Genomic DNA, 13,724 nt, shown 5'->3' on the forward strand with positions numbered 1-13,724 from the left:
ACCGTGACACTGCGCGCCAAACGACTGCTTCGCCGCTGGATTCCGATTGCCTTCTTCCTGTTTGCCCTCACCGTGCTGCTGGGCAATCGCTGGGTGATCAACAGCACCGACTCGTACATCTATGACAACGTCGGTCTGCTGCCGGAGAATCGTGTGGGTATTGTGCTCGGCACCAGTCCCTACACGCGCGGCGGCGGGCGAAGCGACGATTTCTTTGGCCGCATCGAAGCTGCCGCAAAGCTCTACGAGGCCGGAAAGATTCGACACATCATCGTCTCGGGTGCCAATCCGGATGCCACCTACAACGAGCCACGGCGCATGTGGCAGGAGCTGGTGAAGCGCGGTGTCCCCCAGGATGCGCTGACCATGGATTTCGCCGGCTTTCGCACCTTCGATACGGTGGCGCGCGCGCACCGGGTCTTCGGCCTTGAGCGTTACACGCTCGTCACGCAGAAGTACCACACCTATCGAGCCGTGTTTCTGGCGCGCAAGATGGAGGTGCCGGCCGTGGCCTACATCGCGCCGGGCACGCAGTACCGCCACCCCTGGCGCGAGATCTTCGCCCGCGTCAAGGCGATCCTCGATCTCTTTGTGCTGCGTACGGAACCGCGTTTCGTCGGTGAACCCGAGCGCCTGCCTCCGGAGGGGCGCGGGGAGGAAGACCTGCTGGCGCGCCTCGATCGTCCATAAAAAAAGCTGGGGCGATGTCGCGACCCCAGCTTCAAGTCCTCACGGAGTGCAGCGCTAGAAGGCGTATCCCACAGAGGTCTGGATGAAGTCGCGATCGGAGATGAGGTTCTGGCTGCCGCCACCGAAGAAGGCGGTGTAGCCCAGGTTCCACTCCCAGCGCGCGAGATAGTCGAAGGTCACGCCCGCTGCCAGACGCTGGCGGCCTTCCACGAAGTTGCCCAGCGGCTGCGGTGTCATGCCGTTGACGTCGTGGTCGTAGCGCAGGGTGGTCGTGACGTTGTACTGGTTGAGGACATTGTTGTAGGTCGCTGCCAGCACCATGCGGTAGCCCCAGGAGCTGGTGGTGGCGAACTGCCCCGTCTCGACGATCGGCCGACCGTTGGCATCCGTGAGGTTGCCCACGATGGCGCCACGGGCGTCGCCGGGCAGCGGTGTGCCGGGTGCCTCGTAGCGCAGCTCGTCCGTGTCGGGCAATCCATTCACCCGTGTGTAGCCGACTTCCAACAGGCCAACGGTGGATTCCGCCCCCGGAATCGTGTTCGGGGAGAACAGCTTGGTCATTGCCAGAATGCCCTGCTGCACGTCGTGCCGGCGCCAGCCTCGGATGTACTGATTCCCGAGCGAGGTCGGCAGGGGCACGTTGTCCACGATCTGGTTGGGCGCGCCCAGGCCGGCGAGCAGCAATTCGACGTCGTCGAGCTGCAGCGGCTGGTCCATCTTGTAGCTGTATTCCGCCTGCAGTGAGGTGCCGAAGGGCCCCTGCATGGAGATGGAGGAGCCGTACATCTGGATGTCCTCCGGATATTCCACGCGGAAGGCGGCCGTCTGCGAGGACGCGGTACCGTCGGTACGCGAGATGCCGGAGATCAGCGGCAGCCGGCTGTGGTACTGCGTGCCGTAGATGCCGATATCCGCGCCTGCCAATGCGGGCACGAAGATACGCAGTGCCCCACCGAACTGGCCGTGGTCATCCGGATGGCTGTCAGCCGCACTCGGGATGCTGGAACCGAAAGCCACGCAGTTGGGCTGCGTGGTGGGTTCTTCGCAGGGGGTTCCGGCCGGGCTGTTCTCGGTCACGCGACCGAAGCCCAGATTGGCGCGGGTACCCCCTCGGGCGACGAAGTCATTGGTCGAGAAGAAGGTGCCGGACACGAAGGGTTCGGTGCGCTCCCATTCCAGCTGATACCAGCCCTCGGCGGTGATGTTGGAACTGACGTCCATCGCCACCCAGAGGTTGTTGGAGGGGATGAAGACTTCTTCCAGCTCGGCACCCGGTACCCCGGCACGATTGGCGTTGGCCGCAACGATGGCATTGAGCCCGTTCTGGATGAAGGTGGACTCGCCCCAGTTGATGATCTGGCGACCCAGCTTCCAGGAGATGTAGCGCCCGAAGACCTCGTGCGATGCGGAGAGGTGCAGGTCGAGCACTTCCGCATAGCGGCCGACTTCCGTGGCCACTGCGTCGTTCTTGTCTTCCAGCTCGGCCAGGCTGGCTTCACGGCCTGGGCCGTAGTCGTCCGGGTCGAAGTTGCCGCGCCGATGCAGGACGCCGTCGAAGCCGAAATTGCCGCGGGCGAACAGTGTGTATTCCCCCCACTGTGCGGTGAAGTCGGACAGCAGCTTCACCGGCGCGCTGAAGGGTTCCCAGGCCTCGTCGAAATTCTTGTTGGCGTCGTCGTAGTTGGTGGAAAAGGCCCTTCCTCCGTTGGCGATCGCCAGCAGATCGGGATCCGGATCTTCGGTGCGAATGGCGATACCAACCGACATCCGGTTCTGCAGGCGCATGGTGACGTCGCCTACCTCGGTGCTCCATGCGTGCGCGCTATTGGTCACGGCAGCCGCTGCGAGCGCCACACCGAGCGTCAGGGCGGACAACCGCGCAGTAGGGGTAGATACGTGAGTCATGTCGTGCTCCTTGAGCCGGTGGGCGTGCGTGGCGGTGCGAATGGGTTCTTGCACGCTCATTGGCAGCTCCCGCGGATAGGCAGGCATTGGCCGTCACTGGCCAGGAAGTTCACGATCTCGTTCTGCATCTCCTGATTGATGGGGCTGCTCGCCGGGGTCAGAACGACGCTGTGGTCACCTTCCGTGAATCGCACTGCGGCCGACGCTTCCGCTCCGGTGCGGATGATCGGGTCGCCGTCGACGTTGTCGACTGTGACGATGTCGAGGCCGATGCTCTCGATCAACGGTGTACTGCCCGATAGCGGGCCCGCGACGACGACGCGGTCGAGCGTGGGATCGTGTCCTTCTTCACCAGGCGCGGGGTTCCTGGGCACGGTGTTGGGGACGACGAGGTCATTGACCACTTCGATGAAGTGCACACGGCGGTCGGACAATGCGCTGCCAAAGTTGATCGGATCTGTTGTGTCGACAACTTGCTGCGCGAAGCGCAGGAAGGATTCGTAATTGTCGGTGCCTTCCTCGACGCCGGCTGCAGCGGCGAGTCCGCCACTGATCTGCGGACCGATTGAGCGTGACCCGTCCAGCAGCTTGCCGATGCCTCCACCGGGATTGGCCAGGGTGGCAGCGCGCACATTGTCGTCCAACGCGACAAAGGTGGCGCCGACAATGCCGCCAAGCGAATGGCCAACGAAGTAGACCCGGTTCCCATCAATGTCGCCGCCGGGGCTCTGGTCCAGATTCAGGCGTGGCAGTGTGGCGCGCAGGTGAAGCAGGTCCGCGACCGCTTGCCGGTTGTTGTCGCGCGCGGTCAGCAGGCTCGCCAGGTTGATGTAGTTCGCACCTGAGGCGTCGACGCCCTCGGGAGGAACTTGGTCGACGTCGAAGGTGCGCTCACGTGCTCCGAACAATGCGTTCGCGCCACGAAGCTGCTGTCGTGCTGGGCACAGCGCATTCTCGCTGGTGCTGCAGTCGGCCGGCGGAATCCCGTGCAGAGGGAGGTCGATTGCAACGGTGACGAAGCCAGCTGCGGACAGTCGGGGGGCCAACGCCAGCATCGCGGTGCGGTCGGAGGTGATGCCATGCTGGAAGATTACTACCGGCCACCCTGCGTCGGGTCGCGGTGCCTGGCTCGGTACCGTGATCAGCATGGGCAGCCTTTCCACGGATTGCTCAACAGGCTGCGGGAAGCAGCGTGTCGTGCTCGTGCTGGGCTCGAACCCCATTGCCCCGGCCGCAAAGGCCCCACAGGGCACCTGCCCCAGGAATGTGGTCGGGTTTTCCGCCGTTCCCAGATTAGGTGCGGTCGGGTCTGCCTGCCAGACGCCCGAGTTCACGACGCTGTCGGGGTTGCCGTTGCCCGGCGCTTGCAGGTAATACGGCACATCTACGGCGCCGACGAAGATCTGCGCCAGATCCGGCGCTCCGATGTCGGCCAGGGTTAACCCGCTTGGTGCGGCGGTAATCGTGAGCGGTGTGCTCGCGTCTGCTGCCGCACGTGCGTCCGCTTGCGAGGCCAAGCGCTCCAGGCTCTCGCCGATGGACTGCGTGGTGAAAGGCCATGCCACCACGATGTCGTCGCGGCTCAGGCCTGTGACTGCCGTAACGCCGTCAAGCGTCGGCCCGATGATCTGCTGCTGCAGGCTTTCCAGCGTCGCAATCTGCGCGGCCGAGAGTACCTGGACTTCGGGCGTGTCCTGCGCCGAGACCGGGGTCTGTTTGCGGACGATACGGAACTCCGTTGAAGGTACCGCTGCTACGCCATTGACGTCGCGCAATGCGTCCGTCGCGACGACGACATGCTGCGTGGCCGGAGCAAGTGGTTTCAACGGTTCTATCAGAAGGCGCGTGCGATAGCTGTTGATCGGCAGTACCACGGGCGGATTCGTGCCGGGAATGGGGCTTGTCGCCGGGTAGTCGACTACGCGGTAATCCTCGCCTTCCACCAATACGCGTGGCGCGGCGCCTTCCGGCAACGCCACGAAGAGCAGGCCTTCGGCGGTGGTGGAGAAATCGAGGAAGCCGATGAAATCGGTAAAGATGCTGCCGGTCGTGGACCAGCCATCGATCTCATTGCCTGCCAAGGCGGGTGGCGAGTTGCTCGGAATATTGACCGTGGGGTCGGTAAACCCGGCAAACAAGCCGTCAAAGGGAAATGGAACCGTCCCAGTGGTCGGTTCGAACAGTGACACCAGATTCCCCTTCGGGATGCCGCCGTCCTCGCTCTCCTCGACCCGACTGCAACCCCCCAGAGTAAGGGCCATGACGGCCAATGCCATCGGCACCAAGCGCTGTGCGCGCATACCAGCCTCCTTGCGTCGTCTCGCACGGTGCAGCATCCGGAATGCTGCACTCTCGTCTTGCGCGCGGGTCTGGGTCGGACGTTGGCTGTAGACCGACCGCGTCAATTTCAGGTGATCGACACGACGCACAAAACGTTGTTATGCCAACGCGTTGATCGTACGCCCAAATGTCCCCCTTGTGACTACCGTTGATCGACCAATAATCGACGCAGGTAAGGCGAGGGCCTGATCAGCGTGGAAAGAGACCCTCGATGGCCGCGCGTGCGGCGGCGCGGTCTCGTCCGACAAGATCGAGAGGAAGCCGGCGACGCAGCACGTCATCCGGAGTCATGGCCATTTCCTCATCAATGGCGACGGCGGCCTCCACGAGCGCAAAGGGGCATTCACTATCAATGCGCTGTGCAAGGGTGGTGTCCTCGCGGAGCCGCTCGCGCAGACGCTCGAAGCGTTTGCCGTGACGGAGCGCGGCTTGCAGCGCGCACTCTTCGTCGAGACCTGCCGCCATCAACTGACGTTGCGCGTCCTCGATCCACGCGCCGAGCAGGTTGTCGGCCGTGGGCGCTCCGGGAAGGGGCGTCTGGTCGGTCGAGGAGGGGGCTTTGCAGCCAAGGCTGTGCGCCACGCGGTCGATGACTTCGGCAGCGTCCAGGCGCGCAGTGGTGTACTTGCCGCCGATGGGGGTGGTGAGCCCCGGCCTGGGCTGGCGAATCTCGAATTCGCGCGTGACGCTCGACAGGCTGTTCGCGTCCTGGGCCTGGAGCGTGCGAATGCCGGCGAAGCGCTGGATGACATCTGACTCGCTCCACGACAGACCCGGCATCCAGGCGTGGGCGGCGGCCAGCAGGTAGCGCGCTTCCTCGTCGCTCGGCGTGGCGTCCGCCGGCCGCTCGACGCTGACCTCCGTCGTGCCGACCAGGGTCCGGTTGTAATAGGGGATGACGAAGAAGACGCGTCCGTCCTGAGGAGCATTTAACAGAAAGGCCGCATGGCACTGCGGGATGCCCGGTACCACCAGATGGGTGCCCTTCACGAACTGCACGGCCGGTGCCGTCTCACCAGCCAGCTCCTTCAGCCAGGGGCCGACGGTGGCCACGGTATGTCGGGCGCGGACTGACCAGCGCTGGCGGTCGATCTGGTCGCTGAGTTCTGCCCCGACGACTGTGCCGTTGTCTTCGATCAGCGACTCGGCGCGGACGTGGTTGGCGCAGATCGCGCCTGCGGCCTGCGCTGCTGCAACAACCAGCATGGTCAAGCGCGCATCGTCCTCCTGGCAGTCGCCGTAGCGGAAGCCACCGCGGAGGCCGGCCTCCGCCAGGAAGGGGTAGCGATGCAACAGGCGCTCACGGTTGTAGCGCTTGTGACGCTGCACCGGCTGGCGACCCCAGGCCAGCGTGTCGTAGAGCATGAGCCCGGCGCGCAGGCGGGTCATGCCTACCCTTGCACCCTGCCAGACCGGGAGCACGAAGTTCACCGGTCGCACCATATGAGGGGCCAAGCGCGCCAGTACCCGTCGCTCGGTGAGGGCGTGGCGTACCAGGCCGAACTCGAAGTTCTCCAGATAGCGCAAGCCGCCGTGGATGAGCTTGGAGGAGGCCGAGGATGTCCCCGAGGCCCAGTCCTCGGCATCGATCAATGCGGTCCGCAAGCCGCGGCGTGCGGCATCCAGCGCGGCCCAAGCGCCATAGATGCCGCCGCCGATGATGAGCACGTCAAAAGGGGTGTCGCCGCGCAGGTCGTCTACCTTGCGCCGCAGGGGGAAGGCGTGGTCTGTCATGCGAGTTAGTGTGCCTTCCCCATCACGGCAGTGACACCGTGCTACAGCGGCGTCGGGGGTGGGGCGCGCGCGAAAGCCACTACACTGCACGCATTCCAACCCAGCCGTAAGGCACACACAGGCAATCAAAAGGAAGCGCCATGGCACTCAGTCTCGAAAAGCTCACAGACCCTGTAGCACTCGCGGATGCGGCACTGCCCCTGCTGATCAACGTGATCGCCGCCCTGCTGATCTTCTTCATCGGCAAATGGGTCGTGGCACGGATCGTTGATCTGATGAAGAAGGCGCTGCGCCGCCGCAATGTGGATGAAACCCTGAGCAACTTCATTGGCAACATCGCCTTCGCATTGGGTGTGGCGGTGGTTGTCATTTCCGCCCTCGGCCGCATCGGCGTAGACACCACCTCGGCCGCTGCGGTGCTGGGCGGTGCTGCTCTGGCCGTGGGCCTTGCGCTGCAGGGGCAGCTCTCCAGCTTTGCCGCCGGCGTGATGCTGATCCTCTTCCGCCCCTTCCAGAAGGGACACTTCGTGGAGGTGGCGGGCAAGATGGGTACCGTAGAGGAGATCACCATCGTGGCGACTCGGCTGGCATCCACGGACAATCAGGAATTGACCATCCCGAATGCGCAGGTCTGGTCGAACGTCATCACCAATTACAGTGCCAAGCCCACACGGCGCGTGGATCTGCTGGTCAACATTGCCTATTCCGCGGATCTGCGGCGCGCCAAGGACATCCTGATGGGCATCATGCAGGAGGAGTCCCGGCTGCTAGCCGAACCGGCGCCTTCAGTGCTGGTGACCAACCTCGGCGACAACGCGGTGGATCTCGCGGTGCGCGGCTACTGCAATACCTCGGAGTGGTGGGCAACCCGCTGCGATCTCATCGAGCGCATCAAGCTTGCCCTGGACGACGAGGGCATTGAAATTCCCTTCCCGCAGATGGATCTCCACGTTCGGGATATGGCGCCGGCAGCCAACGCATAGATCTCTGGCGTCGAGCCGGATGAAGCGGCCGGGCCTGTGCGCCCGGCCGCTTCATGTCGCGGCCGACCTGCCGCCTGACGGGAACAGCATGCACCCGACCAGGCGCACGAATTCGTCCACCATGCGGCTGCGCTCCTTTTCTTCCAGATCAGCAAAGCCGATTTCGAGCGCGGTGTTGTAGGTCATTTGCCAGATCAACCAGGTGTCCCGTTCGAAGTCGGGCAGCTGCCGCGCCTCCGGTGCCTGTGCACTTGCTGCACGTGCGTGCGAAAAGGCTTTTTCCTGCAACTGCAGAATGCGTGGCAGCCGTGCCACGAATGGAATTTCGCGCAACAACACCCGATAGAGCGCCGCCTTGGCATGCACCTCCTCCACCGTGGTTGCGAGCAGGTGATGCAGGCCTGCCTGTCCGCCCATCGCCACGACGCGCGGAAGATGGGCCGCCACACGCTCCACGAAGGCGTCCAGTTCCTGCACAGCAAGTGTCGCCACGATGGCCTCCTTGCCGGGGAAATATTCGTAGACACTGGCGATGCCGACCCCGGCGATGTGCGCGATATGATTGGTGGTGAGCCCCGCGTATCCCTCCGTCATCAGAATCCGAGCCGCGGCGTCCAGAATGGCCTGAAAGGTGGCTCTGGAACGCGCCTGGTTGGGCTGCTTCTTCGGTTCGTAATCAGGGACTTGCATCCGCCGAGCGCTCCGCCGCGCCTTTTGCGCCAAACCCGAGTATATCCGAGCAATTGCTTGGTTTAAGCTGACCCAGCGCGGCGTGATTGGCGTCCGAGGTCATCCACATCCATCCGTAATCAAGGCACAGCCCTGCGATGTCCCCCGCTGACAGCACATCAGCCATGACCGCATCCGACGATCAGCCCGTACCACGGCCGCTGGGTCCGGACTCGCATACCTGGGCGGATTTCGGTTCCCTCATGTTCCACCTCATGCTGCCGCAGGCCTTCGTCATGCAGGTCGCCCATCCCACCATCGACGCGGGCGTGGGTGAGCATTCGGTCTACAAGACAGACCCGTGGGGGCGTATCCAGCGCTCGCACCGGATGCTCTGGCCGGTGGTCTACGCACGCCCTGACACTGCCGTACGCAAGGGGGCGGCACTTCGCGCCTACCACCGCGCCATCAAAGGCGTAGACCGGCACGGCAGGCCTTATCACGCCCTCGAGCCGGAGGCCTATGGCTGGGTGCATATGACGGGCTTCGACGCCACCGTGCGTATGCACGCTCTGTTTGGAACCCCTTTGAGTGAAGATGCGCGACGCGAGGTCTTTCAGGAATGGCGTCGTATGGGGTTGATCCTGGGCCTGCGCGAGCAGGATCTGCCGGCTACCGAAGCCGCGTACTGGTCGCATCTGCACCGCATGATCGATGAGCGCCTGCAGCTGGGTGATGTCGCGTGTGATCTGCTGGATGTGCGCGCCTTTTCCCACTACCCGCGCCCGCCGGGGTCGCGCATCCCCAAGCCAATGTGGCGCCTGCTGCTGAAGGCGGTTGCGCCCGCAGTACGGCGCATGGTGGTGGGCACGGCCAATCCGCGCTTCCGCAGCCGTTTCCAGCTGCGGTGGACGCGCTGGGACGCGCTATGGTTTTCAGCCTACGTCCACGTGCTGCGGGTGGTGCTGCGCCTGCTGCCGGAGCGCTGGCGCTACATCCCCCAGGCGCACGACGCCATGCTGGATGCCCGGCAGAACCCGGAGGCCTTCCTTTGGGAGCGCGACGTGGCGCACTCCCAAGGCGACACCCTCCCTCGCGTGCTGTCTTCGTCAATGGAAGTGCGCCGCTGAGGCATCGGCATTGTGTCCGCCGCCCGGCGGTGCAAAGCTGCGGTCCAACATCGACCATTGAGAGGCAGCCATGTCCAACGAGGCATTGCCGGGCTTCACTACAGAACGCTTCACCCACGAGGGCGAAACCCGCACGGTATTCCGGGCTGGAGAAGGCCCCGTCGTCATTGTCATGACTGAAGTCCCCGGGATTACACCTGCAGTTCATCAGTTCGCTTGTCGCGTCCGCGACGCCGGGTTCACCGTCTATGTGCCCCAGCTCTTCGGCACGCCGATGAAGGACTTCTCTCTTGCCTACGCCGCGCGCACTCTTTCGCGCGTCTGCATCTCCAAGACCTTCCGTGTGCTCGCATCCCGCGAGTCAAGCCCCATCGTCGATTGGCTGCGCGCGCTGGCGCGTCATCTGCACGACCGGCACGGCGGTGCGGGTGTGGGCGCCATGGGTATGTGCCTCACTGGCAATTTCGGGCTGGCGATGATGCTTGACGCGCCCGTGATCGCGCCCGTGCTGTCACAGCCCTCCCTTCCCTTTCCCATCGGTGCCGAGCGTCGGCAAGGGCTGCATGCCTCGGACGCCGCCATCGCCGCAGCGCACGACAAGATCGACAATGAAGGAGCGGCTATCCTCGCCCTGCGCTTCAAAGGCGACCCCGCCTGTCCCGGAGAACGCTTTGAGCGGCTGCGCCGCGAGTTCGGGAATGCTTTCGAGGGCATCGAGATCGACGACAAGCACGCCAACCCCGAGGGACCCAAGCCCCCGCACAGCGTGCTGACCAACCATCTCATCGACAAGCAGGGCGAGCCCACCCGCGAAGCACTGGACCGCACCCTCGCCTTCCTGCGCGAACACCTGTACGCCGACACCGCTTCGTTACAATAGCGCCCCTTGCCGGCGTAGCTCAGCTGGGCCGAAGCCATGTGCTTCGGCGGGCAGAGCAGGGCCGGCCGCAACGCGGTCGGCGGGTGTACAGAAAGTACACCCAGGGCTTTCGCGCGGCGCAGGACGCACAGCGCGAAAGGTCTGCCCCGGGTCACTTTGCGAGGGCGTGACGCGACCGAATACCCAGTGGGTATTCGCAGCGCGTTGCGCGGGCGGGCCAAGGATGGCCCGGCCAGGGTTGCTTGGCGAGACAGGAGTCGAGCCTAGAACCGAGCCGAGCTTAGTGACTGCGGCCAAGTTTGCGCGGCAGTTAGTATTGGCAACCCACGCCGGCGTAGCTCAGCAGGGCCGAAGCCATGGGCTTCGGCGGGCAGACCAGGACGGTCTGCCCCGGGTCACTTTGCGAGGCAGGAGCCGAGCTTAGTGACTGCGGCCAAGTTTGCGCGGCAGTTAGTATTGGCAACCCACGCCGGCGTAGCTCAGCAGGTAGAGCAGCGCACTTGTAATGCGAAGGTCGGGAGTTCGATTCTCTCCGCCGGCACCAATGGGGTGAGGCCCGCCGCGGCGTGTTGCCGTGATCGAGCGCTTCAATACGGGACCTTCGATTACTCGCCCCGCTGATAGCGCCTGAGTTCTTCGAGGTCGTAGCCGGTATCGTTGTCGATGAATTCGTCCGCCATGAAGTCGTCCTTCTTGGGCACGACGAAGACCTGACTCACGATCGAACGCGCGATCCGGTCAAAGACGGTGCGGTTGCGCGCGCCGCGATGGGCAAGCGCAATCATGAGCTTGCCTACCAAGTCCGCGCGCCAGGCATTAAGCAACCGGAATAGCATCGGCGGTTCCTTTCGCTTCGGCGTGTTCGGTCGTCAGCTTATTGATGCGGCAGGGAATGCCCTTCAGGTGCGGGATGCCCTGCTCCTGGTCGAAGTAGTCGGGGTCGTCCCGGCAAAGCTGGGCATCGGCGTGCAGGATGGCACCGGAGAGTTTGCCGGCGCCGCGTTCCATCTCCGGTTTCCACCATCCATGCGGGATGCGTAGCAAATCATCCGGCATCGAGGGGTTGATCTCGATCTGCATGCGGATCGAGGCCAGCTCATTCGCGACATCAACCCATTCATCGTGCACGACGCCCCAGTCTCTGGCGGTCTTCTCGCTGAGATAGGCTCGCGGCTCGGGGACTCTGGCGCGCATTTCGGGAATATGCCGGCCGCTGGTTTGGAAGTACGGATCCTCGCGAACGCCCGTGAACATCATCAGCGGATAGTCCTCGGGCATGGCGGGATCTTCACGGAAATAGGGCAGCGGGTCGAAACCGAGGTTCTCAAGAATCGAGGATTTGAGTTCCACCTTGCCGGAAGGCGTTGCAAAGCCGGTCTGTTCGTATTTCTTGTACTTGACCGGCTCGAAGTGCACATCCGTCGTTGCGCAGAATTCCTTGAAGGACTTGCCCAGCCCTTTCAACCGATAGTCGTAGAACTCGTAGATATCCTTCCACGGAACGAGCTCGGGCTTGCCGAGGGCGTTGGCTAACAGCTTCCAGAATTCCCAGGTGCTCTTGGCCTCCCCCATCGGTTCCATGCTCTGTTCGGAAGGCCGCACGAAGCTGATCCACTCGAACAAGTCGGACAGCCAAGGCCGCTCGTGCCAGGTGTCGCCGGGCAGGACGTAATCGGCGAGCTGCGCACTCGGGGTCATGAAGTGGTCCTGAACCACAATGAGGTCCTGATTCATCATGCCCTTGATGATCCGATTCATGTTCGAGTAACTCATGACCGGATTGTTGCCGATGACGAAGAAGGCCTTGACCGCATAAGGCCCTTCACCCGCCATCGCCTTGAAGACGGCAGGTGGGTTGGCCATGTAGCAACCCACGACCTGATTGATGTATTCGTGCCCCCAGACCCGTTTCATGGGCCCGCGCAGGGCTTCCTGCCCACGGTAGGTGTAGACCGGGTGCGCGTCGCTGCCGAGCTGTTTCATTTGCTGTTCGCGTGGCAGGACGTGGTGCATCTCGATCTGCGAATCGTTGATGACCCCGGATACGAGACCGTGGAAGGTTTCCCCACCGCGCACATCGAGATAGCCACAGATGGCGCGCAGAATGCTCTGCAGTCGGATGGCGGACGTCGAGTTGCGCTGCATGTCGGTGATCGGCGTCCACGGGATAATCGACGGTCCCTCGGTGGCGTACATGCGCGCCGCCTTGGCGATCATTTCGGGGTCGCAGCCGGTGAGCTTGGCAACACGTTCGAGTGGGAATTCGTTGACACGCTCGCGCAGTTCATCGAAGCCCTCGCACCATTTCTCGACGAAGGCCTTGTCGTAAAGCCCCTCATCGATGATGACCTTCAGCCAGCCAAACATCATGGCAGCGTCACTACCCACCTTGAGCGGCAGGTAGATGTCTGCGCGCTTGGCACTGCTGCTCTCGCGCGGATCCAGCACGATGAGTTTGGCACCGCGAGCCTGGGCCAGGCGGATGTAGTTGTAGATCATCACCCAGCTGTGCCGGCGCGGGTTGTGGCCGAACAGCACAATGCATTTGGTGGAGTGGAAATCGCCTAAAGGGAACCAGCCGTACGTCAGGCGATTGACCGCGGCCGTATTGCCGGCACAGAGCGAGACTCCGGAGATCCAGTTCGGCGAACCCACATGATTCATGATGCGGCGACCGAGGCCGTGGTCCGTTCCGCTGTTCCACTGACTGGTGGACACCGCCCAGGCCTCGGGTCCGTGCTCTTCGATGACGGCGGACAGACGCGCACCGATGTCTTCCATCGCCTCTTCCCAACTGACGCGCTCCCATTGGTTGGAACCGCGTGGGCCCACGCGTTTCAACGGGTAGAGCACGCGGTCCGGGTGCGAGAAGCCCTTGGGCGTGACAATGCCTTTCATGCAAATGTGGTCTCGGAATATCGGGTTATCCGAGGAGCGCACGCGCACGACCTGTCCGTCGATGGACTCAGTCACCACCGCACATTGCATGTCGCAGCTCTGACAGAGCGCGCGCTTGGATACCACCCCTTTTCGCGCGTCCCGAATGACCGGCTTGGTGTAAGGATGCGCTTCTTCTCCAATCGGAATCGGTGCCGGCATGCTGTCTCCTTCTCGTCGGGTCAACGCGCAATTCAAGGGAGTGTTTCACGGCTGGCATGACGTGGGCATCACTTCCACCCGTTGGCCCGGCACGGGGTACGTCCGGTCCACTCGTCACCATGCCTCTTCGACGGCGGGATTGCACCTTTCGGAAGAAGGGGCCCAGGGCGCTAAGAGCGCCCTAGGAGCGATACCGCGCGCCCATGCAGCGGGCGTGCCCATCGGCGCGGCGCCTCCGTCAGAAATTTATTTTCTTTTCATGTGGCTCACAGGATTTGCTCACCGTCCTGGGGG

General features: G+C 63.5%; 10 protein-coding genes and 1 tRNA gene. 5 read left to right on the forward strand and 6 right to left on the reverse strand.

Annotated elements, in window-relative coordinates:
• The first annotated feature begins 3 nt into the window (after positions 1-3).
• Positions 4-690, forward strand: a complete 687-nt coding sequence (locus tag ACOOFO_RS03020; RefSeq protein WP_420428185.1) for a SanA/YdcF family protein — start codon at positions 4-6, stop codon at positions 688-690.
• Positions 691-744: 54 nt separating this feature from the next.
• Here ACOOFO_RS03020 and ACOOFO_RS03025 read toward each other — a convergent pair whose 3' ends face one another.
• From ACOOFO_RS03025 to ACOOFO_RS03035, 3 genes are all read right to left on the reverse strand, one after another.
• Entirely contained in the window at positions 745-2,595 is a 1,851-nt protein-coding gene (locus ACOOFO_RS03025) for a DUF1302 domain-containing protein (protein ID WP_420428186.1), read from the reverse strand.
• A 56-nt stretch (positions 2,596-2,651) separates the two neighbouring features.
• The gene (locus tag ACOOFO_RS03030) at positions 2,652-4,895 is read right to left on the reverse strand and encodes a hypothetical protein (RefSeq protein ID WP_420428187.1); all 2,244 of its coding nucleotides are present in this window, start codon (positions 4,893-4,895) and stop codon (positions 2,652-2,654) included.
• Positions 4,896-5,124: 229 nt separating this feature from the next.
• A complete protein-coding gene (locus ACOOFO_RS03035; protein ID WP_420428188.1) occupies positions 5,125-6,669 on the reverse strand; it encodes an FAD-dependent oxidoreductase in 1,545 nt (514 codons plus the stop codon).
• Between the two features lie 140 nt (positions 6,670-6,809).
• Between ACOOFO_RS03035 and ACOOFO_RS03040 the strand changes: the two genes are divergently transcribed.
• The gene (locus tag ACOOFO_RS03040) at positions 6,810-7,652 is read left to right on the forward strand and encodes a mechanosensitive ion channel family protein (RefSeq protein ID WP_420428189.1); all 843 of its coding nucleotides are present in this window, start codon (positions 6,810-6,812) and stop codon (positions 7,650-7,652) included.
• A gap of 51 nt (positions 7,653-7,703) precedes the next feature.
• On the opposite strand, the gene ACOOFO_RS03045 is transcribed toward ACOOFO_RS03040, so the two are convergent.
• Positions 7,704-8,342, reverse strand: a complete 639-nt coding sequence (locus ACOOFO_RS03045) for a TetR/AcrR family transcriptional regulator (RefSeq protein WP_420428190.1) — start codon at positions 8,340-8,342, stop codon at positions 7,704-7,706.
• A gap of 164 nt (positions 8,343-8,506) precedes the next feature.
• On the opposite strand from ACOOFO_RS03045, the gene ACOOFO_RS03050 reads away from it, so the two are divergent.
• The 3 genes from ACOOFO_RS03050 (at position 8,507) to ACOOFO_RS03060 (ending at position 10,875) form a co-directional block, all read left to right on the forward strand.
• Positions 8,507-9,451, forward strand: coding sequence for an oxygenase MpaB family protein (locus ACOOFO_RS03050; RefSeq protein WP_420428191.1), 945 nt, complete (start codon positions 8,507-8,509; stop codon positions 9,449-9,451).
• Positions 9,452-9,521: 70 nt separating this feature from the next.
• Positions 9,522-10,331 (forward strand): dienelactone hydrolase family protein, encoded by an 810-nt coding sequence (locus ACOOFO_RS03055; protein WP_420428192.1) that lies wholly within the window; start codon positions 9,522-9,524, stop codon positions 10,329-10,331.
• Between the two features lie 468 nt (positions 10,332-10,799).
• Positions 10,800-10,875 (forward strand) — tRNA-Thr (locus tag ACOOFO_RS03060).
• Between the two features lie 61 nt (positions 10,876-10,936).
• Here the strand turns inward: ACOOFO_RS03060 and ACOOFO_RS03065 are convergent.
• Entirely contained in the window at positions 10,937-11,116 is a 180-nt protein-coding gene (locus tag ACOOFO_RS03065; protein WP_350165422.1) for a hypothetical protein, read from the reverse strand.
• A gap of 31 nt (positions 11,117-11,147) precedes the next feature.
• Complete coding sequence (locus ACOOFO_RS03070; protein ID WP_420428193.1) at positions 11,148-13,430, reverse strand: molybdopterin-containing oxidoreductase family protein; 2,283 nt, start codon at positions 13,428-13,430, stop codon at positions 11,148-11,150.
• Positions 13,431-13,724 lie beyond the last annotated feature (294 nt).

The sequence above is a fragment of the Algiphilus sp. genome, assembly GCF_965216485.1.
Lineage (GTDB): Bacteria > Pseudomonadota > Gammaproteobacteria > Nevskiales > Nevskiaceae > Algiphilus.

What these genes read in the sequence shown, in the direction of transcription:
- ACOOFO_RS03025 (WP_420428186.1), bottom strand. Translation starts at nt 2,595, where the DNA reads ATGACTCACGTATCTACCCCTACTGCGCGGTTGTCCGCCCTGACGCTC.
- ACOOFO_RS03030 (WP_420428187.1), bottom strand. Translation starts at nt 4,895, where the DNA reads ATGCGCGCACAGCGCTTGGTGCCGATGGCATTGGCCGTCATGGCCCTT.
- ACOOFO_RS03035 (WP_420428188.1), bottom strand. Translation starts at nt 6,669, where the DNA reads ATGACAGACCACGCCTTCCCCCTGCGGCGCAAGGTAGACGACCTGCGC.
- ACOOFO_RS03040 (WP_420428189.1), top strand. Translation starts at nt 6,810, where the DNA reads ATGGCACTCAGTCTCGAAAAGCTCACAGACCCTGTAGCACTCGCGGAT.
- ACOOFO_RS03045 (WP_420428190.1), bottom strand. Translation starts at nt 8,342, where the DNA reads ATGCAAGTCCCTGATTACGAACCGAAGAAGCAGCCCAACCAGGCGCGT.
- ACOOFO_RS03050 (WP_420428191.1), top strand. Translation starts at nt 8,507, where the DNA reads ATGACCGCATCCGACGATCAGCCCGTACCACGGCCGCTGGGTCCGGAC.
- ACOOFO_RS03055 (WP_420428192.1), top strand. Translation starts at nt 9,522, where the DNA reads ATGTCCAACGAGGCATTGCCGGGCTTCACTACAGAACGCTTCACCCAC.
- ACOOFO_RS03065 (WP_350165422.1), bottom strand. Translation starts at nt 11,116, where the DNA reads ATGATTGCGCTTGCCCATCGCGGCGCGCGCAACCGCACCGTCTTTGAC.
- ACOOFO_RS03070 (WP_420428193.1), bottom strand. Translation starts at nt 13,430, where the DNA reads ATGCCGGCACCGATTCCGATTGGAGAAGAAGCGCATCCTTACACCAAG.